29 protein-coding genes are annotated in these 24499 nt (G+C 45.5%); 2 read left to right on the top strand and 27 right to left on the bottom strand.

Annotated elements, in window-relative coordinates; translation table 11 throughout:
* Positions 1-29: 29 nt before the first annotated feature.
* The 27 genes from G9G57_RS06850 to G9G57_RS06730 form a co-directional block, all read right to left on the bottom strand.
* Positions 30-1034 carry an ABC transporter permease gene (locus G9G57_RS06850; RefSeq protein WP_017426444.1) on the bottom strand — a complete coding sequence of 335 codons (1005 nt, stop codon included), beginning with the start codon at positions 1032-1034 and terminating at the stop codon, positions 30-32.
* Between the two features lie 29 nt (positions 1035-1063).
* Positions 1064-2719, bottom strand: coding sequence for an ABC transporter substrate-binding protein (locus G9G57_RS06845; RefSeq protein ID WP_016821272.1), 1656 nt, complete (start codon positions 2717-2719; stop codon positions 1064-1066).
* Positions 2720-3462: 743 nt separating this feature from the next.
* Complete coding sequence (locus G9G57_RS06840) at positions 3463-4431, bottom strand: glycoside hydrolase family 25 protein (protein ID WP_164964700.1); 969 nt, start codon at positions 4429-4431, stop codon at positions 3463-3465.
* 152 nt (positions 4432-4583) lie between these two features.
* Positions 4584-5030, bottom strand: a complete 447-nt coding sequence (locus G9G57_RS06835; protein WP_016821295.1) for a phage holin family protein — start codon at positions 5028-5030, stop codon at positions 4584-4586.
* 439 nt (positions 5031-5469) lie between these two features.
* Entirely contained in the window at positions 5470-5628 is a 159-nt protein-coding gene (locus G9G57_RS06830) for a hypothetical protein (protein WP_164964699.1), read from the bottom strand.
* A gap of 11 nt (positions 5629-5639) precedes the next feature.
* On the bottom strand, positions 5640-6341 hold the full coding sequence (locus tag G9G57_RS25805; protein WP_238799268.1) for a phage tail protein: 702 nt from the start codon (positions 6339-6341) through the stop codon (positions 5640-5642).
* Between the two features lie 15 nt (positions 6342-6356).
* Positions 6357-6746 carry a phage tail-collar fiber domain-containing protein gene (locus G9G57_RS06820; RefSeq protein ID WP_164964698.1) on the bottom strand — a complete coding sequence of 130 codons (390 nt, stop codon included), beginning with the start codon at positions 6744-6746 and terminating at the stop codon, positions 6357-6359.
* A gap of 41 nt (positions 6747-6787) precedes the next feature.
* Positions 6788-7555 carry a putative phage tail protein gene (locus G9G57_RS06815; RefSeq protein WP_414004399.1) on the bottom strand — a complete coding sequence of 256 codons (768 nt, stop codon included), beginning with the start codon at positions 7553-7555 and terminating at the stop codon, positions 6788-6790.
* A 52-nt stretch (positions 7556-7607) separates the two neighbouring features.
* On the bottom strand, positions 7608-7739 hold the full coding sequence (locus G9G57_RS26195) for a hypothetical protein (protein WP_274597694.1): 132 nt from the start codon (positions 7737-7739) through the stop codon (positions 7608-7610).
* A 41-nt stretch (positions 7740-7780) separates the two neighbouring features.
* On the bottom strand, positions 7781-8047 hold the full coding sequence (locus G9G57_RS06810; RefSeq protein ID WP_142611622.1) for a hypothetical protein: 267 nt from the start codon (positions 8045-8047) through the stop codon (positions 7781-7783).
* A 64-nt stretch (positions 8048-8111) separates the two neighbouring features.
* Positions 8112-8717 (bottom strand): hypothetical protein, encoded by a 606-nt coding sequence (locus G9G57_RS06805; protein ID WP_164964696.1) that lies wholly within the window; start codon positions 8715-8717, stop codon positions 8112-8114.
* A 12-nt stretch (positions 8718-8729) separates the two neighbouring features.
* Complete coding sequence (locus G9G57_RS06800) at positions 8730-11354, bottom strand: hypothetical protein (RefSeq protein ID WP_164964695.1); 2625 nt, start codon at positions 11352-11354, stop codon at positions 8730-8732.
* Position 11355: 1 nt separating this feature from the next.
* Entirely contained in the window at positions 11356-12030 is a 675-nt protein-coding gene (locus G9G57_RS06795; RefSeq protein ID WP_017426419.1) for a YmfQ family protein, read from the bottom strand.
* Positions 12023-13174 carry a baseplate J/gp47 family protein gene (locus G9G57_RS06790; protein ID WP_164964694.1) on the bottom strand — a complete coding sequence of 384 codons (1152 nt, stop codon included), beginning with the start codon at positions 13172-13174 and terminating at the stop codon, positions 12023-12025. Before G9G57_RS06790 ends, G9G57_RS06795 begins: the two co-directional genes overlap by 8 nt.
* Complete coding sequence (locus G9G57_RS06785) at positions 13174-13644, bottom strand: DUF2634 domain-containing protein (protein WP_164964693.1); 471 nt, start codon at positions 13642-13644, stop codon at positions 13174-13176. Before G9G57_RS06785 ends, G9G57_RS06790 begins: the two co-directional genes overlap by 1 nt.
* Entirely contained in the window at positions 13631-14038 is a 408-nt protein-coding gene (locus G9G57_RS06780) for a hypothetical protein (RefSeq protein WP_164964692.1), read from the bottom strand. Before G9G57_RS06780 ends, G9G57_RS06785 begins: the two co-directional genes overlap by 14 nt.
* Positions 14031-15008: an XkdQ/YqbQ family protein gene (locus tag G9G57_RS06775; protein WP_164964691.1), complete on the bottom strand. Its 978-nt coding sequence runs from the start codon at positions 15006-15008 to the stop codon at positions 14031-14033. Before G9G57_RS06775 ends, G9G57_RS06780 begins: the two co-directional genes overlap by 8 nt.
* Positions 15005-15646, bottom strand: coding sequence for a LysM peptidoglycan-binding domain-containing protein (locus G9G57_RS06770; protein WP_164964690.1), 642 nt, complete (start codon positions 15644-15646; stop codon positions 15005-15007). The genes G9G57_RS06775 and G9G57_RS06770 overlap by 4 nt, the downstream gene beginning before the upstream one ends.
* A gap of 16 nt (positions 15647-15662) precedes the next feature.
* On the bottom strand, positions 15663-17540 hold the full coding sequence (locus G9G57_RS06765) for a transcriptional regulator (protein WP_164964689.1): 1878 nt from the start codon (positions 17538-17540) through the stop codon (positions 15663-15665).
* A gap of 20 nt (positions 17541-17560) precedes the next feature.
* Positions 17561-17689 carry a hypothetical protein gene (locus tag G9G57_RS26190; protein WP_013369777.1) on the bottom strand — a complete coding sequence of 43 codons (129 nt, stop codon included), beginning with the start codon at positions 17687-17689 and terminating at the stop codon, positions 17561-17563.
* A 23-nt stretch (positions 17690-17712) separates the two neighbouring features.
* The gene (locus G9G57_RS06760; protein ID WP_007429164.1) at positions 17713-18147 is read right to left on the bottom strand and encodes a phage tail assembly chaperone; all 435 of its coding nucleotides are present in this window, start codon (positions 18145-18147) and stop codon (positions 17713-17715) included.
* A gap of 100 nt (positions 18148-18247) precedes the next feature.
* On the bottom strand, positions 18248-18655 hold the full coding sequence (locus tag G9G57_RS06755; protein WP_013369776.1) for a phage tail tube protein: 408 nt from the start codon (positions 18653-18655) through the stop codon (positions 18248-18250).
* Between the two features lie 122 nt (positions 18656-18777).
* Positions 18778-20244 (bottom strand): phage tail sheath family protein, encoded by a 1467-nt coding sequence (locus G9G57_RS06750; RefSeq protein WP_017426412.1) that lies wholly within the window; start codon positions 20242-20244, stop codon positions 18778-18780.
* A 2-nt stretch (positions 20245-20246) separates the two neighbouring features.
* The gene (locus G9G57_RS06745; RefSeq protein WP_016821321.1) at positions 20247-20465 is read right to left on the bottom strand and encodes a hypothetical protein; all 219 of its coding nucleotides are present in this window, start codon (positions 20463-20465) and stop codon (positions 20247-20249) included.
* 10 nt (positions 20466-20475) lie between these two features.
* Positions 20476-21444, bottom strand: a complete 969-nt coding sequence (locus G9G57_RS06740) for a hypothetical protein (RefSeq protein WP_164964688.1) — start codon at positions 21442-21444, stop codon at positions 20476-20478.
* A 344-nt stretch (positions 21445-21788) separates the two neighbouring features.
* Positions 21789-22643: an aminoglycoside 6-adenylyltransferase gene (gene ant(6), locus G9G57_RS06735; protein ID WP_019686365.1), complete on the bottom strand. Its 855-nt coding sequence runs from the start codon at positions 22641-22643 to the stop codon at positions 21789-21791.
* 118 nt (positions 22644-22761) lie between these two features.
* Positions 22762-23238 (bottom strand): ArpU family phage packaging/lysis transcriptional regulator, encoded by a 477-nt coding sequence (locus G9G57_RS06730; RefSeq protein ID WP_017426408.1) that lies wholly within the window; start codon positions 23236-23238, stop codon positions 22762-22764.
* A 275-nt stretch (positions 23239-23513) separates the two neighbouring features.
* Here G9G57_RS06730 and G9G57_RS06725 point away from each other — a divergent pair, with 275 nt between their 5' ends.
* Both G9G57_RS06725 and G9G57_RS06720 read left to right on the top strand, forming a co-directional pair.
* Entirely contained in the window at positions 23514-23987 is a 474-nt protein-coding gene (locus G9G57_RS06725) for a helix-turn-helix domain-containing protein (protein ID WP_017426407.1), read from the top strand.
* An 11-nt stretch (positions 23988-23998) separates the two neighbouring features.
* Complete coding sequence (locus G9G57_RS06720; protein ID WP_017426406.1) at positions 23999-24424, top strand: ImmA/IrrE family metallo-endopeptidase; 426 nt, start codon at positions 23999-24001, stop codon at positions 24422-24424.
* Positions 24425-24499 lie beyond the last annotated feature (75 nt).

Raw genomic sequence — 24499 nt, 5'->3', positions numbered from 1 at the left:
TGCTCCCCCTTGACCAATTGACGACTTGATTACTGATAACGAATACGCCGGTCGAGAACAGCGTACAGCAAATCGACAATCAGATTAATGATGACGAACAGGAACGCAATGATTAGAATTCCGCTTTGGATAACCGGATAGTCACGCGAGCTGATCGCTTCAAAAATGTACCGTCCGATGCCGGGCCAGGCAAATATGGTCTCTGTCAGTACGGCGCCTCCCAGTAACGATCCGGTCTGAAGACCAATGACAGTAAGCACAGGGATCGCAGCATTTTTAAGCGCATGTTTGTACACGACTTGAAAAGATGCCAGCCCCTTCGCCCGAGCCGTGCGGATATAGTCCGCATCCATCACCTCCAGCATGCTGGAACGGGTAATACGCGCTATGACCGCCATTGGAATCGTTCCCAGTGCGATACTGGGCAGGATCAAATGCTTGATGACGGTCCATACCTGATCCATACGTCCACCTATGACCGCATCAATCACGGCTAAATGTGTCACAGCTTCCACCGGATCACGAGAATTCATACGTCCAATGGAAGGGAGCCAATGCAGCTTATTAGCAAAGATCCACTGCTCCATCAAGCCCAGCCAAAAAATCGGCATCGATACTCCGACCAGGGCAATGACCATGCTGACATAGTCAAACCAAGAGTTACGCTTCCAGGCACTTACGATGCCTGCATTCATACCCACGACAACGGCAAAAAACATGCTTGCTACCGTCAACTCTAGCGTAGCCGCCAGATAAGGGACCATTTCCCGGGCAATCGGCTGCCGGGTGCGAATGGAATCGCCCAAGTCCCCTCGTGCCAGCTCACTTAGATAGGTCCCATATTGCTGTAACCACGGCTTGTCCAGCCCTAATTGCTCACGCAGCGCCTGTTTGGACTGTTCCGTGGCCTTGTCCCCCAGTATTGTTTCCGCCGGATCACCGGGAATAGCATGAATAATCGAAAACACGATAAGCGTCATCCCCAGCAATACGGGAATCAATATGGCCAGCCTTTTTACAATATATGAGTTCATATGCTATTCACCGCCTACTTGCGTTTGGGCTATTCAAAATAAATATTACCGTACGCTTCAATACCTGCCGGACAAGGTACAAAACCCTTAAGATTGGCTTTGCCTGCCATCAACGGCGTGCTGTGAACCAAGGGAATCCAAGGTGCATCTTGTTTAATAATGACTTGTGCTTGTTTATACAATTCCGCACGCTTATCTTGATCAACCTCAACCTGCGCCTTTACCAGTATTTTGTGAAGTTCCTCATTCACATAAAAACTGCGGTTATTGCCTGGGATCGTGTCCTTGTCGAGCAATGTGTAAAGGAAATTATCCGGGTCGCCATTATCCCCATTCCATCCCAACATGTACAGATCATCCTTCTCTCCAGCTTTAAGATCATCCAGATACGTAGCCCATTCTGGAGATTGAATGTTGACTTTGACTCCTATTTTTTCAAAATCAGCTTGAATGGCCTCTGCTACCTTTTTGCCGTCAGGCATGTATGGGCGAGATACAGGCATTGCATAGAAGGTTAACGGCTCTGGAAGTCCGTTAGGAAAACCCGCTTCCGCTAGCAAAGATTTAGCCTTATTTAGATCATAAGTGTAGTCCTGAATGCTTTCGTCATATCCCCATAACGTAGGCGGCATCGGATTGACCGCAGGCTTGGCCTCGCCCGCAAACAATGCATCAATAATGGCCTGTTTGTTCACTGCGTGATTCAGTGCTTGCCGTACCTTGGGATTACTAAATGTCTTTTTCTTTAAATTAAATCCAATGTATGCCACATTAAAGGAGGGACGTTCGATTTTTACCAACTCGCTGTTACCTTCTAACTGCTTCGCATCATCCGGATTCAAATCTTCCATCAGGTCAATTTCCCCGTTTTGCAGAGCATTAAATCGCGCAGTGTTGTCTGGAATGGAACGAACGATGACCTTAGCTAGCTTTGGCTGTCCTTCTTTCCAATAAGTAGGATTCTTTTCCAAGGTGATCGTATCGTTACGTTTCCATTCCTTAAATACAAACGGCCCTGTGCCGACCGGATTATTTTTAAAATCAGCCTTTTTCTCCTTAATAGCCTTGGGACTTGCAATACTAAAGGATGGCATAGCGATATTTTGTAAAAAAGGAGCCTGCGGCTTGTTCAGTGTAAACTGGACGGTATTCGCATCCACCGCTTTAACCTCCTTAATCACTCTGCTTCCATCAGGCCCAAACATAGAATCATAATAGTCAAACGAGTCACCCTCAAATTTGTATGGACTTTTTGGATCAACCCAGCGGTCAAAGTTAAATACAACTGCTTCTGCGTTAAAGTCACTTCCGTCATGGAATTTTACGCCCTGACGCAGCTTGAACGTATAGACAAGTCCGTCCGGTGATACTTCCCAGCTCTCTGCGAGCCCCGGCTGAATCTCCGTGGTACTTTCCTTGTATTCCAGTAGTGTATCGAACACCTGTATTCCGATTTTTAACGACTCGCTTTCAGTCACAATGGCAGGATCTAATGCCACGGAATCTCCGCCACGCCCATAGATCAACGTGTCTTGCGCGCCTTCTCCCGCTCCACCTGGCGGTTGTCCTGCTTCTGGTTTTGCTCCTTCACCTGATCCCCCACAACCGGAAAGCACCAAAACAGTTCCTAGCGCAAGTACCAGCAGTACGGTCCAGATCTTGTGTTTTACGTACTTTTTGCTCATGCAGCGAACCCCTTTCACACCTTATATATTGTTAATTCGTTGATACCGGATGAATACCAATTCCTTTGGATTGGCATGACAAGCTTGTCCTCAAGCTGTAGTCCCAAGTTCAGAGTTCATCCAATAGGTGTAGTAGTAGGGAAAGTATGGGGGTTCTGGACAGGCTTTTATCGTAAAATACTGGCAGAAGCACTCATAATCTAGTGGTGTATGTAAGAGATGTAGTAGGAAAATTGAATAGATGTAATGTCATAAAAGAGAGGATTATGTTAGATTATGGAGAATGTGTGATATATACTCACAGATAGTGAATACTTGTTTCAAAATAAGTTGATTATTGGATACTTTACTATAAAATTTGGAAGCAGACAAGGGGGTTCTTCATACATTACGAAATGTTTTTATGCATCATGTTAATTAACATCACAAATCAACTTACACGTTCATATCAAATAAAACTCCTGCTTGTGGTCGTAAACCTACAAGCAGGAGTAGATCTTTCTCAAAGAAGCATTCATCACTGAACCTACAGACACGGCCTGACTCCTTTTTCGATGAAAAAATGCACAGAAACTTTATAGGTAAACATCTGCCTCTTACAACACCGCTTCCATCCTTTAAATCCCAACTCCCAGCTATGTTCTAAAATAAAGAAACATACAGGGGCCGTCGCAGCTCGGTCCAGCTGGTAGATATGCTACATTTTCACCCAATGATTCACACTTTTAAAGCGCTCTAGTAAATTACTTGGTGGTTTTAAACACACCTAGACGGTTCAACACGACCAGCAAACGATAAAAATCATAACTGCTTGGCAGTTTCGTATCCACAATCAGGCTTGCCGGATTAACTGCAACAGCAGCAGCCATCGCTTCCTTGGCCCAGGCCGGTACAGGCATAGCCTGATGTGCCTCCAGTTCAGCTACTCGCTGATCCACCTTTTTAATATAAGCACTCTGTTCATTTAATGTTTGCTTGAGCACATCTCTGCTGTTTTCAAGGGCGGCCACCTGCTGCTGTAGGGCCTTAAATACCGCTTTTTCCTCTGCTGTCATTGGCTCTTCCCCCTCTTCTCCTGCAAATGCTTGTCGTAGCTCGGCCTCTGTTCCAGCATATACATTCAGATCAACTGGTCCTTGAATGCCTTCAACCCGTCCATTATCGCTGTATTGCCAGAAGTCCCAGCTCTTCCATGGTGTGGTATCACTGGGCACTCGTGTACTACTGTATCGCGCAATCCATAGCTTATAACTACCCAACGGGACTTTAAAATGGGCAGCAAAAGCATTGCCCGTATATACCATCGGCTTGCGGCCGCTAACTCGTTCAAATTCCGTCAAAAATGCCAGTGCAATCTCATGAATTGCAGCTGAGCTAAGCCCTCCCGGATTGTTTTCATAATCCATGACCGCTGGCAAGTCTAGCGCTTTCGCACCCCCTACCTGATCCAGTACCTCGGCGAAATGTCTGGCTTCCGCTTTGGCTGTATTTACACTGGTTGCATCTACAAAATGGTAAGCTCCCAGCAGAAGCCCGGCTGCCTTGATCCCTTTTGCATTCGTGATAAATGTTGGATCAACGTAACGCTGTCCTTGACTTGCTTTAATAAATGCAAACGATTTACCATCGGCTCGTACGCGTTTCCAATCAATCGTTCCCTGATATCGGGACACGTCAATGCCTTCGGCAGCATTAGGGATGCGATTTTGCATAAGGCGCTCCCTCCTTGTCATTCATAATGTTGTAGCACTCTGTATCTGTTATATATGCTTGGACCAAGGAAACGGTTTAGGCTTTTCCACTTTTACGCCGAAAAAGGGCGATAAGGTAGTCTTCCTTTTTTGTAATGGCAACAGTCAGCACTTTATAAAGCTTTATTTTGCTTGTCAGAAGGATCGGTTGGCTTTATTTTTTCCCCACTCGACTTGGACTCAAAAATGGCGACCGCATTCCGCAAAATATCCGGCATCGGCACTCCCATTCTGCCCACATTTTCTATAATAGACAACAGCTCGTTCGCTAAATAAAAGAAAACGACGGCATCCCGGAAATAGTGTGCATCCCCGAGAATACCGTCGATTAGATGGGCTACCGTAATGAGCAAAAATACGGTAACCTTGCGAAAAATACCATAATACCCCTGGCGGCTTTTCAGCTCTCCATTGATCCAGGCCGCTGCCCATCCGGTGAAAAAGTCGATCACGACCATCCACCACAGCAACGTCAACATTGTGGTCCACCCCCCGAAAAAATAACCGATCAAGGTCCCCGTGGAAAACCCCAGCCAAATCTGATCGATCTTTTCATGCATGTTTGTTCCCCCTTTTGAACCTAGGTGTAAAGTGAATGCCCTTGGTTGATCCAAGGGCATAAAAAAACACGCTGTGCGTGGGCATTTTTTATACTTTTTTATTTTTAGCTAAATCCAAATTCGCCTTAACCATGTCTTGGAGCACTACTGACACATTATCAATTGAACGACGACCAGATTGAACAAGATGAAAGAATACAGTTACAAAAGGTTTTTTATATTTTCATCCACTTGACTTACCTCCTTTGCATTAAGTACCAGTGACTCTAAAGGATTTCAATTGCTCGTAAATTATCACTTTTGCCCATAATCATCTGAATCAGTTTTACTATAGATTTTTTATTGTCCAAATCCGCTTGCCTCAGTACAGCATTTTGGGTCTGAACTTCCTCAATCTGTGCCTTCAATTAATCCAGTTCTGATAATTTTCTTGGATTCCTTAGTACCGGTATATCTTCAAATTCATGAGTTTCTGGATTATATTTTTTCCTAAAACATCCCGTGAAGAAACAAGTATTGTATGTTCATGATCTGGGCTGGCTGCAGCTTCTAAAACAGCATAAATGCGATTATTTAAATCCGCATAAGCATATAACATGACCAAGCCTCCTAATTAAATTCAATCACTTCGAAACTAACATTATGACTAGCATTATCATAAATATTCGTAAGAGTAACCTTAACTTGATTAGAGCTAATCAAACTTAACATGGCAAGTAATCCATCATCAGTTGAGTAACCTTGTGCACCTAAATGAGACAACATGGTTTTACTTGAGTTAACTGGGTTAATATTGACAACAAGTTCTTTAACACCTGCTTCTAGAGATACAACTAACCTTTGTACACTTTTCACAGAACCAGCCTCCTTTATATTGTTTATAAGTTGTCTTAATTCATCGCCCATTGCCTTTACCGCACTCGGCGTAGCTGCCTGATCTGTAGCTGTGCTGCTGGTAGAGGTATTAAGCTGCACAATCCCTCTCGCCTGTGTTGATGCAGAAGGCAAATCTGATGCCGGATGACTATGCTGCTTTGGTGCTGCATATTGCTCTGTATACTTTTTGGCATTTCCCTCAGCTGCACTCCATGCCGCTTGTTTGGCTGCCGTAACGTGGAGATCTGTATTACTGGCATGGCTGTCTAACGCTTCCTTAGAAGCAACCCCGTTTCCAGCCGGATCCTTTTTAATATTTTCAACCTGTGCGGCCAATCCCTGATCGTTTGCGTAAAGAGTATCAATGGGGACATTCAGAACGTCCGCATGTCCCTGATCAGTAGTAACAAATCTGCGTGGTTGTTGTATACTCATACTTCTTCATCCTCCTTAATAAATGTCATCAATTTCGAATACAAATTCCATATCACTATCTTTCACTTTATTAGTCATTGTACGAACAGCTGTCAGCTTACCCGTCGAGTCTACCAGCGCAAGCTCATTAATCGTCTCACCCGCCAGTTCATTTTCTGCTAGTGAACAAATATAACGGATCGTCGCAGGCGCAATGAATTCAAAACTAGTAATTTCCTTTTGGATCAATTCCTTTTTCAAGGCCTGTTCTGCTCCGTCCAAAGGCAGTGGTTTCCCCGCTTGATCTACGCCTCCGCTACCAAACGCCATCTTTATCACTTTTGTCAGCGTTCCTCCCTCAGCGCGGGCATGTGCCATTTGTTCCCTTGCGTAAGCAGTTGTAACTGTCAGAACTTGTTCTGCCACACTTATCATCCTTTCTATTTTAAAAGTAAAAGCTAGTTTGTTTAAATTGAAATGACTTTCTCCGTTGAGCTTAACATCTGACTTCCATCCAGCTTCCTACTTCCATCTAACTTCCAATAATGGTTTCGAATTTTCACGTTGCCTTCCTGATGATGAATCACTTGATATTTGGTGACTAATTTCATACGGTTCACATAACGCATAGGTTCCTCTGTCCACCCAGACAAAGAGGCTATTCCGTTCAGTAACTCGACACCATCTAGATACCATGGCTTCCCACCAAAAAAGCGAACTCGCGAACGTAATCGAATACGAGAAACCATTAGATTCTCATGAAGAAATGCAAGCCTAGTTTTATTATTCATATAAAAAGCAAGATGAGCAGGCTTAATATCCTCGATAATCTTTTTGAAATCAATCATATTTTCGGGGATATGGTTTTCAAAGCTTATACCAAACTTATATTCCGTCGGATGAAAGTCTACTTCCCCTTCCACACCAAAAGAGTTCATGATTTTCCGTATTAAATTGCCTGAAAATTTACCACTCCCACGGAGTTTCGACTCCACGACAGAACGTCGCTGTTCCAACGGCTTTTCCAAATTGATCGGGATACCTAACTCCATCTCCCAGCTTTCCAGCGCCCAAGTGGCGGTGCGAACAAAAAATTGGGCTAATGTATCATCCAAAGCAAGATATAGAACATCTAGTTCGCTACCCTTTACATCCATATCGACATGCATTACACGAGAGGTTTCATAATAGGCTGGCAGATAGGAGAATAGCTTTTGTCCCCGCGAACTGAACATTCGATTTTTGAATTCTCCGGTTATATCTTGGATAACAGATTCCTTTTTTTCATCAATACCCATCCATACTCACCATCCCCAGCTCTGCCACCTGATCGGGCTGAATGTTTATAAAAGGTTTGCTTTGTCTTTTCATTTTCAGCCTGGAGAAACTCATCAAAACTAAAAACACTCTTTCATACATGCTCACTCCTCCTTTGAGTACAGGCATTTTTTGCTCTGTACTTATACTGTCTTCTTACGGAAAATTGAGCTATACCATTTAACCGTTTCTCGCTGTGCACTCGAAACCTCCATAGATGGCGAATCCTCTATGTTATCCAACACCAGATCAGAGCGATTGGATAAAATCATTCCAAACACTTGTTTACGTTGTTCTTCATTTAAAGCATAGTTTCCAATAATAGCTGCTACATGGCCTTCTCCCCGATCATAGCGGGTGATGCAAGCATGAGCACAAATACGTATTTGAGCCTCTGTTAAAGCTGCCATGGTTATGACTTCACCTCTTTTTATAAAGATTGTTGTTACATATCATCGTCAGTACACGTTATTTTCATGTGTTACCAAGCATGAGCTGGGTCAACGTCACTTCGAGATCTGCAATCCGCTGCTTCAGTTGATCTGTCTCGCTTGGCTGTTGCCCTGCTATTTGTGCCAGTTCCTTAATTGCTTCCTCACTCAACCCTTCATTCCAGAATGTCGTCGGCTCTCTTCGTTCTGGAGCCGTGAATGTCTGAGCAGAATATACAGGTTCGTCTCCACGTTCGTTTTCCGGCTTGCTTCGCCATTCATCATGCTGCTTCTGAAATAAAACTTGGGATTCGTTGTTCAACTGATCAAAGGCTTTTTGTGCTTCCATCAGCTTTTGATTATATTCCGCTTCATAGGTCAGCCAGCCTTGGATGTCAAAACGAGGATGGTATAGACCAGATGGCACTGGAATCCCCACTGTATAACCAGCAGGGATGCTTTCTGAACTTGTTCCATCTGTGGTACTAGAACTACTGTCAGCAAGCCGATGGGTGGCTAGTTGCTGGTTTGTATCAGATAGCGTAGGTGAAAATGGAGTATAAAAAGGGACGATACCTGAAAAGGTATCGTCCACCAGCTCGTCCTCAAGATAGAGGCCGTTTGTATTTACTTTAGGTACTGCTTTCATGGCGTGACCTCCTTATTGTGTAGCTAAAAAAGATATACCAAATAGTTGTATCCAGTACGGATCAGTACCACCCGTAAGATCAGCAGCCAGGATCACATCACCTGTACGCAAAACCGTTACTCTCGAATGATAAGTTGCAGTAGTGTTTGCATAGGCCATAGCTACTATAAAGGTTACTGCAAACTCTGGTCTGTATCCTTGCGGAAGCTTAAACAAGACTGTTCCTACTGTTTTCGCACCGCTGTTTATCAAACCTCGCATATGAACGCGATTGGAGCTATCTTTATAATATTGTGCTGTCCGGTATCCTGTACCTGTCTGAACATCGTACGGCACCCATCCATTAAGCAAAGTAGGCGTAATCCACGCAGGATTATCTTTGTCAGCCTTCTTGTTCTCCAGTACCGACACACGCTCTGTGTTTTTCTGCACACTGTCCACCAAGTCCGTCAGCAGCGTCTTTTCATTGGCAGCGTAACTACCTGTGAATGGTGCGGACGGTGAGTCAGCTGTCATAAAGTAGGTTGTCGAAAAGCTATCCGTTGGATCATATAGCCCCACAACTAACCGCGCGAATGCTACGCCTATTGGTGAGAATACATCTGATCCTTGTCTGATAATGACTTCCCATCGTGAATCTTTTTTACCATTCCTGTATACAGCAACGATATTTCTTGGTTTGTATTTTAATGGGTATTCCGCGTTAATATAGGCATAAGCACCCGCGATTGTGTTAATACCAGAGTTTTCACGCAATACAATCCCCGTACCTACTTCAATCTGATTATCTCCCTCTACAAAACTTAGTTGTCCCTCGGATACAATAGGCTCCACGGTAGGCGTCGCAAGTTGATAAACGAGTTGGTAAGGTGTCCACGAGGTCTTACGCGTGTACGCTACCCCACTTTTGTCCGCTGTCACCGTAGGTACTGAGGTGGTAGCGCCACTGTAGCCAGATCCGTTAAAACTATCCAACGGTGTCCAAGCTTTATTAATGCCGTCCGTTCGGTTGTACACGGATACTCCGGAAGGGTCTACACTGTCGTACATCTTCCAGCCCATGAAGTACGCCTTAATCTCATCTACTGTGGGCGTGTAGCTGTCTCCCCATCCACTGTCGGCAGCAGAAATAGAAATAGCAAAATTGCCAGCTGTGCCATCTATTGCCCATCTATCTACTGTTGTATCTTGCCCACCCCACAGTAGTATTTTACCGTCAAATTTCACGCCCACCCCGTTACCAGCGTAAGCATAATTAATGCCATCTACTACAGGATAGAGGGCTTTAAAACCCGTTCCCGACACAATGTTATTCACTTTGGAGATTCTACTGCCATCAAGCGTTATCCCCTGCCATCGTTTGGACTTGGAATATTGCCCGTCACGCTCAAACACTGTATCCGCATTAGCTCCTGTAACTGGATCGGCGTACAAGTCTGTTTGCAACGCCAGCATGGAATCCTCGCGTGGTTTGAATGATTTGGCTGTGTTGCCAATGTTGAGCATAATATCCGAAAGCGTTATTTCTTCCGTGGATGTCCCTAACAAACGGATTACTATACCATTAGTGCCCGCAGGAACTGTGAATGTGTACGAGATACGTCCACTACCTGTCACATTACCGATAACAGCAGTCTCATTTTGTGAATTTACATGTATTCTGCCCGTTGCCCCACTCGACTGACCGGAAACAGTGTAAATTTGCCCGGGAACTAGCGGGGAGATGGATGCTATCATTATATTCGAAGAAGAAACGACAACATTTTGACCATCTTTAATAATAGGCGTTCCAACCTTAGTATCCCAAGAATAAAAAGAATGCGGGGCCAGGTTTTCTCCGTACCGAATCGCATACGGATTACGAACAGGCATTATGCTGTCCACATATGGATATTTGGTAACTACCTGTTCAGCGGTCATGCTGTCTAAGGCAGCATAATCTGAAGCGCTAATCTCATAAAGACGAATAGCGTCTGCATAAAAAGCTTGGCCAGTTGCTGTTGAAATTGATGTAACTTCCAAGTTCGTCGCAGTATCGTTTGTCGGTGCACATTTTGTATAGATCGTTACGAATCGACTTTGATCTTTTGACTGCTTGAGGGCCTTATTACCACCTGTTGAAAAGTTTACATAGATATTGTTTGAAGCATTGATGTTTTTAACATCAGCTAGGGCGATATAGTATCTTCCACCAGTAAACTTCAATCCGGTACTATACACGTTATACACACCGGAGGCATTCTTTGCAGTAACCTTGATAGATCCTGCACCCTGCGCCTTATTAGATGTTTCAACTGCAAGATCAGCTTCCCAACCTAAAAGGCTGCCGATTCGGTCACAAGAGCCTGCCCGCCCCAACAAATTCACTAAAGTACGCCCGCTCAGCCCCGTCAACGAAAATGGCGCAGCCTTTTCCGCATGAACAATCTGTACCCCAGGTTCCAAAGTTACCGCCTTACGCTCTGTTGTATTCAAACGCTTCTTAATCTCATTCACACCGTCATTCACGTCACCTGCAAATTTATCTACAGACCGCCAGTTTTCATCCAAGTACTTCTCCAGATCAAAATATGTTGTTTTGGGCGATGTGCGGTCAATTTGATTTAAACCAAGATTCGGTGTTTTTTCGCTTGCCATGTTATGCGCCACCTCCTAAATATCTATCCTGTGTTGTATGTTCATTTTCATAGAGGGTCATGGACTCCACTTCCGCAATGGTCAGGTAGCGTAATTTATACTCTACCGCCATATGAGCAGGTTTGATCTCCTCAATGGCTGCTTTAAGATCCTCCACGTTGGGCGGAATTCCGATGGTGTCCATAAATTTGACCGTAAATCCCCATTCAGCAGGGTGAAAAGTAACATCTACTGTGCCTCCGTCATACGCCTCAGCTACATTTTTGACAAGCTTGCCTGAAAAGGTTCCTGCTCCCCGTAGCTTCGATTCCACCACTGCGCGCCGCTGATCCAACGGCTTCCCCAGATCGGTTTCGATCCCCAACTCCATTTCCCAGCGTTCCAGCCCCCAGGTGGCGGTACGTACGAAAAACTGTCCCACCGTTGCATCCATTGCAAGATACAAGGCGTCCAGTTCGCTTCCTTTAGCATCCATATCGGAACGCATCACACGTGAGGTTTCATAATAGGCAGGCAAATAGGAAAGCAACTCGCGTCCCCGCTCGCTGCTCATTTGGCTTACTGTATCTCCCGCTATTGCTAACCGGTTAGCAAAGGTGTCATCACGGTTTACACGTTTTCCCTCGTCAGGGTTATTCAAAAACTCTTCAAAACTGTCCATTCCGTTGTTACTCACTGACGCTCACCGTCCCCAGCACTGCCACCTGACCTGATCCAATCTCAATATTCTGATTGCTCTGTCCGTTGATTTTCAGCTCAGAGAAATCAATAATAATTGGAATGTCTAACAGCACAGCAGAAATCCGGGTGTACCTTACCAACGGATCTGCCTTGTAAAAAGCAAGCTGCTTCAAATACGTCCGCACACCGTTTTCGATCAGCTTTTTGATTTCATCCAGTGTGGACGGCTTCTCTTTGGTGCGCTGTACCTTGACCGAAATGTTAATCTCCACTTCTGTCGCTGGCATGATCGTCACCACGGGACCTGCTGGTGCCAGCCCTTCCCCTTGCCCATCCTGAGTCGGATCAATATACTTCTGCACCGCAGCCACGATATCCGGACTGGCAGCTCGTTTGTCCGTATCCAGCACATATAACCCCACTGTTCCTGGCCCTTTCCAGAGCGGAACAACTTCCACGCCACCCACTCCAGCAATTTCATTCGCCCACTGGGTATACTGCGCCTTGTTACCGCTTGTACCCTGGTTCCGCACCTTGGCATAAAAACGCTCCAGCAACAGTTGGTCGCTCTCAACGTCTGTGCCGCTTTTGGTTTCCTCCGTATTGATCACGGAGGAAACCCCGCTAATCGGAGTAGCCATCACCTGAATGACACCCGCTGGCACGTTGCCGCTGCGTCCAGGATTAACCGCCCGAATGGCCGCTTCCCCGGTGCCCTGTTCATCCAGCGTGACCGATGCCGTGGTCGCATATTCAATAGAGGCTTCCCCGGATACATCATCTGCTGGAGTCGCCACCAACGTTCCCGCCGGGACGATTGTTTCAGCTGTGCCTGTGAACTTGACCTTCCCTGATGCAGCAACGGCTTCCCGTCGTGTCACTCCATGCTCTGCTGTACGCAAATCCAGTTCCGGCGAGCGAAAATCCGGGTTATCACTGGCTGCTGTGCTGGCAAACCCCCGACGCAGCAGCTCCTGCGCCCAGATTGCCGCTTCAGAAAGCATAAATGCCACTGGCGCCTGCGCATCCCAAATAAAAGAGCCCTCGGACTTATCGATGTCCGAAGGCACTTTTTCCAGCATTCGATTTAAAATTTCCTCTTCCGTCTGGTCTACCAAATATTCCGGCAAGTCTGCCATTAGATCACCACACTTTCCACAATTTCTGTCTCATCCCGCACGTTCGTAATCTGGCAGCTAAAATAGCATGCCTCACCTTCCCAGCGAAACGTGAACTGATCCACACTAGCCGTACGTGCATCTGCTAGCAACGCCTCTGTGACCATGCGCTTAATTTCACTTTCTTGCACACCGTGCCCATAGCTGCTGCCAATCAGCTCCTCCAGCTCACTTCCATAATCAGGCGAATAGATTACATGACGGTAGCGAGGAGTGCGTATGGCTTTTTCACACCACTGTACCCAAGCTTCTTTCTCGCCTGTAGTCACGATTTTACGGCTAGGGCTCATTACAAACTCCCCAGCTTCAAAATCAAACCTCCAGCTTCGCCCAAATACCGCACGGTTATCCTCCAGCACATCTGGATTGGTCACATCTATGTCTGTCCAGATCATATCATCTGTTTCGGGAAATAAATTAGCCACGTCCATTCACCACCTTACACACGACCACCACATCGTTACCACTATTCACCCGCACCGCGAGTACACGATCCCTAGGCTTAAGTCCTTTGTTCAGGCTCAGATTTACATCCTCCAGCTCATCCTCCCCGATATAAAAAGAGGTTTTCAGCTCTTTGCCTTCCCAATTTTCTGATTCTACCGATGTTGAGGTACCTTTGTACATATGGCGTGGTACAGATAGCAGCCCCGGCAGCTCGGCGACCAGATAATCCTGAAGCTCATGTTTAAAATCATCCAGCTTGAGTCCTGTGGAAGTGATGGTACCTAATACTGCACCTACTCCACTCAGCGCTTGCTTGGTGTGTTTATGAAATGAAGATTGCAGCGCAGTGGCTAAATGCCCGTAGGGGTCCTTATTCAAGGTAAAACCTCCTTTTTACATCGTCATACGTTCCGAGCTCCAGCGACATACTCCCAGGGTTGCCCAATTCCCTGCTTACTGAAATCACCAGCAGCTTCATGGTCCCTAACATTACCGCGTCTCCTGCTCGAATCGTATTCATATCTGGTGCATTTACCGATATCGTTTGTTGTATGCCTCTCAGCTTACTTTTGGCCAACTCACGTGCCGCCGCACCCGATTTCACCTCGTCATCCTGTACGATCACCTGAAGTGTTCCATATTTGGCAATATCCTTTTCCTCAAGCGCCATCACCTTGGAAGGAACCTCTTTCCCCGTTTCACTGGCCGCCGTAGCCAGCACCTTCACTCTCGTGGCTGCGCCTTCCAATGTACGGGATTGTGTCGTATCGGTCACTTTCTCCAAAACATATACATCTTTGTTCGTGCCCAGTTCGTACAGCTCCAAGCCGGAAGAAATCATACGTGGATGATACAGCTTGCCGCCCGCCTTGGCCGTCTCCCGCAGATCGCCCAGCATCATGGAATAAATGGACTGAGTCCGGTATACGGCGCGCCCGAGCTGCTTTTTTGTGTCTGGTAAAGAAGCGATTTTCAGCTTCCAATCCCTCGCATATTTCTGAAAACGCTGGGTAGCCGTCTGCTTGGCAGGGAGCAAATATTCATCCTCGGACTTGTCCAAATATACCGTACGGTCATATAGCGTCAGCGTCATACGTTTAAGCCCGTTGTTGGAGGTTTCCACTTCCCAGATCACCGCTGGAGATAGCAAAGGAACATAGTCTTTTTTACCATAAGGAATACCACTAACCCGGATTGACATCCCTGGAGAAATGGTCGGCATATCGGACGTAACGACCAAATTGACCGTCCCCTGATAGGCGATTTGCTCCAGCGAATCTCTCAAATTAATGTTCTCCACAAGTGGCGAAAGATCATATTTATCCTGTAAAATGACTTTATAGCTCATGACAGCACCAGCTTTTGCCCCGGTTTAATCGCATTCGGATTTTTCCCGATGACCTTTTTGTTAAGCTGATAAATGCGGTTCCATTGCGAACTATCTCCCAGCTCCAGCTTGGCAATTTTGGACAAGGAATCTCCCGATTTAACCGTGTAAGTTTTCTTTTTTTCTTTCATATCCGTGCGAGGCTTTTTGTTGACTGTCACAGACTTCGAACCGGTACCAGCTTTTTTGGCTACTTTCATTTCGCTCCAGGTTCGCAGTGACAAATCAAAATTCACATCCCCATATTCCCCGCCCCGAAAGGTCGAATTATGAGAAGCTACAATTACGGGTACGTTCACAGCTGTCTCCGTAATGATAAAACGTAGCGGACTCTTGGATAACAAAAAGCCATTCAACGTGTTCATGGCCTCCTGCGGATCAGGGATGTCTTCATATGTGCAATATGCTGGATTGTATTCTTTCGGAAAAAAAGAAGAGAAGGAGATTTCCTTCACCTTCTCCCCTTGTGGAAAGTCAAACTCCCCATAGGATAAAATCGTCGTTGTATCAAATCCCTTTTGTCGTGAAATCGTTACTTCCTCAGGATTTACTGGAAACTGAAACTTTTTTCCCTTACCATCCGTCAAACTAAATTCCATACTATTCACCTCCTACTCACACTAGGGCCCTCGCTGTCTTGTTGTTATCCATAGCTTGACGAAATCCTGCTACGAAGCGTTTGCCTACTTCTGAAGCCAAAGCATCAAAATTAACACGTTCTCCAACAGCCACCTGAATTGCTCCTGTTGGCATATTCACTTGCATGTTTGATTTATTTCTATTTGCGTTCTTTACTGAATGAACTGCTGCCGTTCTGTGTCTATCATTTGCACGATATGTTCTAGAACTTGCAACTAGAGTCCGAGAATATTTATTCGGAGTACTTTTTTTAGCAGCAGTTTTCTCTGTACTCTGAAAAATCTCCCAGTTCAATTTCTCTGGAGAATCCAAGATCATTTGAAGGAAATCGCTTGTTTTTGATGTTGCTTTTTTAACCTTTTCTTTAAAAGGGTCAGCATTTTTCTGAACAAAGTTATTCAATTTATTAGAGAAATTTTTAGTCCCTTCACTAATATTGTTGATTTTCTCCTTGACCCCTTCTGCTAACCCTGGAACATAATCTTTTAATCGATTACTCACACCATTAATCTTGTTTTCAAAAGCTCCCTTTATATTATTAGTCAAATCACTAGATAAAGGTATTTTTTTCGATAGTTTCCCTGTTATATTCTCAACAATTCCGATAGCACTTTCACTTTTGTTCCCAATGAAATTGACAATTTTATTACTCCAAGAATCAATTGTTACAGGAGCAGTAGTCTTTATATTATTCGTTTTATTAGCCACTTCATTATTAAAACCATTCATACTTTGTTTAAAATCTTTGGTAGTAGTATCAATGCCTTCATTTAAGGATTTAGTCCAGCCTTTAAGATGCGTTTTAGCATACCAGACTTTTTCCATAATTTTGCCCCCACCTATACCACCTAACCACTCTCCTGCTGCCCCAAGAACTAATGAGGCAATAGGAGCGATAACTGGTCCCACATAAGGAATAGCCACGGTAGCTCCACCTACACTTTTACCTACTATATTACCTATTTTTGAGCCAACAAATTCACCTATTAGTTTATACTTTTCTTCTCCAGTAGCATTGAGTATTTCAGAAGCATCATATACAATATCTGCAACAACAATGGCGCTTTTGGCTATTTTACCTGCACCCTTCAAACCTGTTTTTACCCAAGATGGCGCACCCGAGTACATAGAGGCTGCTCGTGTGTAAATAGTAGATGTTTTAATTCGATTTACTACATCGTCAATTTTAGTTTTAGCAGTTTGTAACCATGAAGGCATTGCAGCAACTTGTGATGGAGTAATGGCCTTGTAGGCTTTAACAGTTTTATTTAGTGATTCTACAGTATCATTCACCTTACTAAATTTCTTAATGAAAGCCATAGTATTCATAACAGGCTTTATTACAACTATCTTTTCTTTTTCAGTATTTTTAGTCGCAGAGCTCTGAGAAATTACAGATCTACTGGGAGAATTAGATGTGCTAGTTTTTAAGGGCACGCCAGGAGCTGAGGACTTGTTAATGTTTACTTTGTTTTGTAAATCAAGTTGAGACGTGATCTTTTTTTGTAAATTAGTAAAAGAATGGTTGACCCCATTAGAACTGCCCATCTTACTGTGACATGTTGATCTACATTTCGAGCAATCCTTAGAACAGACACATTTAACAGCAATCTTAATTCCAGATAAATTTCGGGTCAGGCGATTTATTTTATATAAACGTGAAGTTAAATTACTCAACGCATTAGAAAGTCGCTTAACTGACTCCGTAGTTTGGTCAATAACTATCTTTTGTCTTTGAAAACTACTAAGCCCAAAATTTCTTGCCCGCTTCTGGATACTCTCAAAGTATCGATCCATAGCTTTTAATTCTTTATTAACTCTACTTAAACTTCTTATATCCAAGATATCATCCACACCTACACCTCCTTTAACTACTACATATTATCTGCTAGAGCATCTAGTTCTTCTTCAGCAAACGCCAGCAGCAGCATGCGCTCACCGCGGGGAAGCCGCCAAAAGTCTCCGGGACGGAGGTGGTGCCGGACCCACAAGTGGTACAGCATCGTCGTCATTCCCCCGGAGCTGATTAGTTTTTTAGATCAGCAATCTCAACGCCAAAACCGGACAGTTCCAGCACTTTATCTCCCACTGCATCCAGTTCACCCGCCAGCAGCATACGGCGGACAGACTGTTCGCCACCGGACAGCTTCAAGCGGCTTGTAATCCGGGGATCTCCCCAACCATTAAGGGACAGGCCCTTCACTTCCAACTTTCCGGTAGCTTCCGAAATCAACAAGGCGTTGAACGTTTCGGTATCTACCTTTTCGTCTACAGCACCCTTCACGGTTCGGCGAATCGTGCAACGCTCACGAATGCTGTCCACCTTACTAGAGGTCAGTCCGTGCAGCACAATTTTCATATCCAGGCGCTTGATACGAACCGTTTCTTCCGGTAGTTTCTCAGCGGCTTCAAACAGACTGTCCAAAATTTGTTCTTCTGTCATATTCTCATTCAAACTCATAGGTCATTCTCCCTTATTGTTAATTTCAGAATTTTAAAAATCCTTATTTGTATTTGGGGAACGGGACACCTGACAGCATCCCAATTCCCCGTTTACCAAGTTAGTTTGCTACAATCGGATCAAGCAGCTCATAGCCTTCGAAGGTGAAAGTCGTTTCTTCTGGCACTTCTTCCCCTGCAGTCCAGTTAGCCAATTGAATTTTATCCGGCATGCAGCGAATCAAACGAACGCGTTCATGTCCAAAAGATTCGGGATCGTCCAGCTTGGAAATAATATCGAATTTTTCAAAACCGCGACGAATCATATCAGAAGTTACTTTGTAACCACTCATCGTTCCAGTACCTTTTTTAGCTCCATTTTTATGGACTTTCCACGTATTACCTACCAAATTCAATTCTCTTTTATCAATTTCCACGCTAGCTTCCAGCTTGTTAATATGTGTCTGCCATACCCCATCAATATATGCCTGACCAAACGTACCTAAAATAACTCTTGAAGCATCCAACATTTCTTTTTCCTCCTCAAAATAATTCATAATATAGTTCGGGATTTCACAAAACCCTCGTTGTTAAAAAGCTACCTTAATCCTACTGATCGCCTGCGAAATGCTTAGGCGCGTAAAATGCTTATTTATTGCACGTAAAATGTGCCGAACAGCTGCTCCATCACGTCGGTGAGCTTCACATTCCATTGCAGGAACACTTGATCCGGCTCCGGTTTGATGACTGGCGCATCACCGTAGTAAGCCGGATCGAGAATGACATCGTAGCCATCCGCCTCGATCACGTTGCTCAGCGACAGCTGTGCCAGGTATTCTTTGATCGCACCGATGAGTGCCAGACGGCCTTCTACTGTGTTGTTGATTTTGCCAATGTAAGTCTCTTCGGCTGCACGCTGCAAGTCAGCGTTAATGGCATCCATGACACGGATGGAACGGATTTTCTTCCACGCATTGTTTTGTCCGGCAGACGGGTTCACCAAGCTGTTGATTCCACGCAGCGCTTTGACCTGACGGCCATCGAAGAACAGGAGGAACACCCCGTTACGGACAGCCTGTTCCTGCTCGGAACGTGTCCAGCGGCGGGTTACATCCTCAAAAGGCGTAACCGCATACGTTGCGGATTGGTTCAACCGTTGGCCTGCGATCAGTCCGGCTACATAGGCAGCCGTTTGGGCGGAGCTGTAGTCCGTACCTGCCAGACGTACGCCTGTGCCCACGTTTACGATGCCTTCATGGTTCAGTGCCAAAGAACGTGCAGAAGCCAAGCTGACAGCCGTTTTGGACACATCATCTGCCGCAGAACCGCCGAATACAGCGATGACGCCTTTGCCTTCATTCCGGACACGTTTGATCCAGGCAGCAAAGCTTTGCAGCAAAGCCAGATCGGCTGCATAATCCAGGGCCAGCACATTAAACTCCTGTCCTTCCAATGCTTCCTGCATGGCGATGTAATCGGCATTAACCAGCTTGCTATTGCCGCTATTGCCACCTGTCAGATGTACGCCGCTGACATCCGCTGGAATGCCGCCTTCGCCGACAACCTCAGCTTTCACCCATACGTTTTCGCTGTTTTCGTTCAGCGCTTTGGCAATCGAAGCAGCCGTACCGTCGCTGCCTTTGTACGTACCCAGCAGTTTGGTTCCTTCATAGAGGCGCACCTCACGAGCTTGCTCGTCGCCCAAAGTTGGCTGTACCGTTACGGCAAAACCATTACCGCGGCTACCTGTGTACAAAGCCTTCAAACGCAGCACGTCGGTCGGGGTCTCGCCACCGCTTTTCAGTGTTACAGACGCTTCAGCAGCCGTGTCATCTGCCAATCGGTAAGCGAGCAGTTTTTTCGGACCGCCCAGCAAAGCCAGATACAACGTGGAATATGCTGTCGCACCGTTCTCACTGTCACCGGAGAAGATTTGGCTAATAGCCGTTTCGCTGCCCACCTCTACAAACTCACGTACAGGGCCCCAATTCGCCTTGACGGGTACAACGACCGTACCACGTGATCCACCTTGAATCGCTGAAGCTGCTGCTGCCTGAAAATTCATATACAAACCCGGTAATACCGGTTTATTCGTGTTTTCCCATGTTCCGCCTGCCATAATTAATCCACCTTCGCTTTCATAAATTGTTCGATTTTAGTGTGTGCTTCTGCTACCGTAAACAGCTTGTCCTGTGTGCCAAAAAAGGCGCCTGCCAGCACTTCTACTTTTACAGAAAATAATTGTTCTGCGTGTTCCTTTAGTTCCTCTAGCGTATAGCGTGGGCCACTTGCTTCCTGCCCGCTATGTAGCGGGGTCTTCTCATGGCTTTCCAAGGTCACTCGGACCACCTCATTTCAAAATAGGATGAATTTCCACTCTGCGAATCAATGCCGCTTCCTCAGCCGGACGCATACGCCGCTGTACCAGCGTCAGCCGAAGCTGACCGTCTAAAATGGCATCCGCCTGCAAATCGGCTGAGGCTTCAGCCGTAGACATATAACGGCCCTTGTCCTGCTCCAGAGGAAGCTGGATTTGAGCGGCAAAGCCTTCGACCAGCGCGGAAGCTGCGCGGTTCTCTTCGGTGGTGACCGGAGCAGTGATATGCCCGATGAACCGTTTGCGGAGCTCATACATGGAGGCTCCTGCCATCCGGGTTTCACAGCCGCTCAGCCGCCATAATACCGCGTGGCTTCCCGGCTGTGCGGGCCATGCGTCGGCGTATATCGACCATAATTCGCCCAGTTGCTTCTGCGTCCAGCCGACCAGTGCTGCCAGCCATTCTTCCGGCTGTACTGCACCAGGTACTGAAGCGGCCGATCCACCTTCTGTTTCAGGCACATACACGCCAAAACGCAGCGTTCTATAGGCCTTGCCCGTAACCATGTCCAGCATTTCTGCATCCCGCACGCCCAAATAGTGCGCGGTAAAAGCAGACGTGTCCTCACCTTTACCTGTCACCGATGCTCGGTGCAGTCCGGCAATCAGGGTATTCGCCCATACATCGGCCTGCGCCAGCCCCGCTTGTCCTGCGTACAGCTTGATGCGGACAACCTGCCGGTAACCGGCCCAGGAAGACTTCCAGATTTCCTCGCCCAGCACCATAACCGCATACGGCTCCTCTGCCGTCTGCGACGGGGGTTGAACATCGTATACACGCCCTTGCAGCGCCGGAATAATGTCAATGAGCTTTTGCTTAAAGGCTTGTCTCATCCTGTGGCATGCCACCCTTGCGTATCCTGTGCTCGCATGCTGTGGCTGTTTAGCCAGGCTTTTTTCCACTTCCATGCTCTCAGCCGGCGTAGCCTTGTACTCATGCATTGCAGCATCCCTTGCTTAGGCAACACGACTCCTCCTTTCTATACATCGAATTCCCGGGAAGTGACAAAGACGATGACCGCATGAAAAAACCGGCCCTATTGGCCGGCTAACGTTTGACAGTGTGTGTCTTCGGTATGTCCTCTTGTCTTGATTCCCGATGATATAATCTTACACCCTTATAACGAATGCGTTGCCGGGGAAATGGACGATAAAAGTAGAGACTAGGGATGAAGTTAGGTGGTATTTTGCGAACGTTTGTTCTTATATTAAAAATGCGTTTAATCTCATTGTTGATGTGCACACAAAAAAATAACCGCCCTTTAAAAGGGCGGTTATTACACCGTTCAATTCAATGAATTATAAATATTTGCAGTATACCTAGTGATGGCTTCATCGTAATCTGGATACTCATACTCCAAACTTCTGGCCACAGCCTTAGCGTATTTTCTAAACAATGCATAGCAAGTAAGTAAAGACTCCCACATTTCTCGATAGCCATTTTCAGAGTAACTAGATAGTAAACTTTCCCAATCTTCATTAGGAAGGTACTGATTTATAAATTTATAGTTTTTTCCTACGCTAAAGGTGTACCCTTGCTCTGAGCCAATCTTCCAAGCCATCATTCGCAGCAAATTAGGTCGTGCTATCTCGTGCAAATGGTCAATAGCAAACAGGATTTCTTTTCTCGCCAATCCTTTTACGATATAAGTTGAAACCATCCAAAACTCATTACAGCAATCATCAAATTCCTTTGCCGTGGGCTTTTTAATCCAATATTGATGGTCGTTCGCGATCACTTCCTCTTGGATCAGCACATCCTTGTCGAGCAGAACCTCAACTAAACCATCGCTATTCGTAAAATAATCCTCTACCTCGTTTATAGGGATCAGTGTCAGATCTAATTTATTTCCATCCTCAAAAAGAATGATATATGAAAACCAGTTACCTAGTTCTGATGGAAAAAGTTCCATATCCTCGGGTTTTTGCATCATAAGCCTATCCCCAAACACGTGGAGCCATTGATCACTTTCCTTGAAAGAATCCATATCTGTTACAAAGTAAGAAATATCATAATCTTGAAATGAATCAGGAGGAATATTGAAGTTTGTACGTGATCCTTCCATCGTGACCAATCGTATTCTTTTATCGTTCATAGCAAACTTTATAAGGATATTCATCATTTCTGGTTCACTTCTCAATACATCCGTCCTCCGTTCCTATTTTAATTGAGACCTATGCTTCTTATTCACCGTTGCGGTTCATACTCCTTGCTGTCTAGGTTAATAGAGCCACAGGTTGTGACCCCTATGCATTTACCTACCCCAGTCTGCGATCCGCACCCTTTTGCAAGTTTGCCAGATTCAGAACGCCTTGGTCTGCCAGCGCTAGCGCCATTTTGTAAAAAGCACGTGTGCGAAGCTTCGTATACGTATCTTTGCTGACTGGCGGGTCCAGCACATAATTGTAAACCTTGTAATCGAACACATCATCATCCTTTAAATAACGTTCACGGATCAGCAACTGTTCACGTTCATTCAAGCGGCTCACTACGGCATCCACCATTTGGCAATAGGCCAAGCGGGCGGCAGGAGCATCTACATTATATACAGCAGTCCGGGCCGTTGGGTCGCTTGTCACATTCGTGGGTCCGTTCGGGCGATCCGTATAGCCAGCAGTAATAAAGCTTTCCCGATCCATAAAGGTTATTGTTTTATAAATCCGGTATTTCTCAAATACACCCTCCAATGCATTCTGCGTTTTGCGACGGTCTAATTCGGGTAAGTTATTTCTCATGAAAAGCAACACTCCTTATATTATGCCTTTTGACAATGATGTATTTTCAAATAAAAACGCACTTGTTTACATTTTGTTCCCCTTTTGTTCGTATCTTTAGTATAACATAACATTATTTAGGATAGGTATCCATCGTGAAAAAAAGCAATATAGCCCCAAAAACAGGATATTCGCTCTACTTTTCTATGCCTTTTGGCATATTACGTGCTTTTACTATTTGCCTAATGGTATAATAAAGCTAATTCTATGATTCTATTGCAGAAAGGAGCTCCATTGTGGAACAGCCAGCATTCGGAACTTACCTAAAACAGCAGCGTGAGCACAAGCAATTGAGCATCAACCAATTAGCAGATGCCGCAGGTATTAGTAATTCACAAATTTCCCGCATCGAAAATGGGCTGCGCGGAGTGCCCAAACCCTCCACCCTCCGCAAAATAGCGGACGCGCTCAGCGTATCCTATACCGAAATGATGAAGGCCGCCGGATATTGGGCGGACGATGATTCAATAGAGCAAAACCCACACGAACTTTATCGTTCTACTGTACCAGAATGGGCAAACTCCAAAGACCGCCGGGATTTTAAAAAAATGTTGGAGGAAGACGACGAATTAATGTTTGATGGCATTCCGCTGGATGAAAAAGACCGGCAACGAATCAAGGACGTACTGACAGGTCTGTTCTGGGAAGCCAAGCAAATGAACAAACATAAAAAGCCCGCCGATCCCGGTGCGAGCAATGATCAGGGATAGTAGGTGATCGTATGAAGGAACTCATTCACCAACTTGTCCGAAAATACCGCACTAATTGCCCCTTCGATATTGCGAAAGCCCTAGGCATCCATATCCGATACTGCGATCTGGGCTCCACAACCAAAGGGTTGTATTATCACAAGTTGCGCAGAAGATTTATCGTCATTCACAATGGCCTTACACCAGAATGGGAACGTTTCGTCTGTGCGCATGAATTGGGACATGACCGACTGCATAAAGGCATTAGCCGTTTTTTTATGGAGGAGCATTCCTACTTTTCTCCAGGAAAATTTGAACAGCAGGCTAATCGCTTTGCCGTGCTTTTGCTGAGTGCAGGCAATCCGCCGCTGGCTGACGAAACATTGGATCACTATTTACCCCGGATCGGGCTGCCCAAAGAGACTGCCCTTTTTTTTGATCACAAAACAGAACAATAGTTCCTATTCTATGAGTTGCTGTCTATTACTGCCTCTACAATATAGGTAACTAGACGGTGTGTTTAACAACCGATA

The sequence above is a fragment of the Paenibacillus sp. EKM211P genome, assembly GCF_011066175.1.
GTDB classification, from domain to species: domain Bacteria; phylum Bacillota; class Bacilli; order Paenibacillales; family Paenibacillaceae; genus Paenibacillus; species Paenibacillus polymyxa.
Note: the sequence above shows the minus strand (reverse complement) of the source record. Positions and strands in the feature narration are given on the sequence as shown.

Excerpts from the sequence above, each read along its gene's own strand:
- G9G57_RS06790 (WP_164964694.1), bottom strand. The coding sequence starts at position 13,174 with ATGGCAGACTTGCCGGAATATTTGGTAGACCAGACGGAAGAGGAAATT.
- G9G57_RS06760 (WP_007429164.1), bottom strand. The coding sequence starts at position 18,147 with ATGAGTTTGAATGAGAATATGACAGAAGAACAAATTTTGGACAGTCTG.
- G9G57_RS06800 (WP_164964695.1), bottom strand. The coding sequence starts at position 11,354 with ATGGCAAGCGAAAAAACACCGAATCTTGGTTTAAATCAAATTGACCGC.
- G9G57_RS06830 (WP_164964699.1), bottom strand. The coding sequence starts at position 5,628 with ATGTTATATGCTTATGCGGATTTAAATAATCGCATTTATGCTGTTTTA.
- G9G57_RS06775 (WP_164964691.1), bottom strand. The coding sequence starts at position 15,008 with ATGAGCTATAAAGTCATTTTACAGGATAAATATGATCTTTCGCCACTT.
- G9G57_RS25805 (WP_238799268.1), bottom strand. The coding sequence starts at position 6,341 with ATGAGTATACAACAACCACGCAGATTTGTTACTACTGATCAGGGACAT.
- G9G57_RS06750 (WP_017426412.1), bottom strand. The coding sequence starts at position 20,244 with ATGGCAGGCGGAACATGGGAAAACACGAATAAACCGGTATTACCGGGT.
- G9G57_RS26195 (WP_274597694.1), bottom strand. The coding sequence starts at position 7,739 with ATGTATGAAAGAGTGTTTTTAGTTTTGATGAGTTTCTCCAGGCTGAAA.
- G9G57_RS06740 (WP_164964688.1), bottom strand. The coding sequence starts at position 21,444 with ATGCATGAGTACAAGGCTACGCCGGCTGAGAGCATGGAAGTGGAAAAA.
- G9G57_RS06730 (WP_017426408.1), bottom strand. The coding sequence starts at position 23,238 with ATGAGAAATAACTTACCCGAATTAGACCGTCGCAAAACGCAGAATGCA.
- G9G57_RS06805 (WP_164964696.1), bottom strand. The coding sequence starts at position 8,717 with ATGAAAGCAGTACCTAAAGTAAATACAAACGGCCTCTATCTTGAGGAC.
- G9G57_RS06845 (WP_016821272.1), bottom strand. The coding sequence starts at position 2,719 with ATGAGCAAAAAGTACGTAAAACACAAGATCTGGACCGTACTGCTGGTA.
- G9G57_RS06755 (WP_013369776.1), bottom strand. The coding sequence starts at position 18,655 with ATGTTGGATGCTTCAAGAGTTATTTTAGGTACGTTTGGTCAGGCATAT.
- G9G57_RS06840 (WP_164964700.1), bottom strand. The coding sequence starts at position 4,431 with ATGCAAAATCGCATCCCTAATGCTGCCGAAGGCATTGACGTGTCCCGA.
- G9G57_RS06835 (WP_016821295.1), bottom strand. The coding sequence starts at position 5,030 with ATGCATGAAAAGATCGATCAGATTTGGCTGGGGTTTTCCACGGGGACC.
- G9G57_RS06810 (WP_142611622.1), bottom strand. The coding sequence starts at position 8,047 with ATGGCAGCTTTAACAGAGGCTCAAATACGTATTTGTGCTCATGCTTGC.
- G9G57_RS06815 (WP_414004399.1), bottom strand. The coding sequence starts at position 7,555 with ATGTTCAGTTCGCGGGGACAAAAGCTATTCTCCTATCTGCCAGCCTAT.
- G9G57_RS06720 (WP_017426406.1), top strand. The coding sequence starts at position 23,999 with ATGAAGGAACTCATTCACCAACTTGTCCGAAAATACCGCACTAATTGC.
- G9G57_RS06850 (WP_017426444.1), bottom strand. The coding sequence starts at position 1,034 with ATGAACTCATATATTGTAAAAAGGCTGGCCATATTGATTCCCGTATTG.
- G9G57_RS26190 (WP_013369777.1), bottom strand. The coding sequence starts at position 17,689 with ATGCTGTACCACTTGTGGGTCCGGCACCACCTCCGTCCCGGAGACTTT.
- G9G57_RS06770 (WP_164964690.1), bottom strand. The coding sequence starts at position 15,646 with ATGGAATTTAGTTTGACGGATGGTAAGGGAAAAAAGTTTCAGTTTCCA.
- G9G57_RS06785 (WP_164964693.1), bottom strand. The coding sequence starts at position 13,644 with ATGGACGTGGCTAATTTATTTCCCGAAACAGATGATATGATCTGGACA.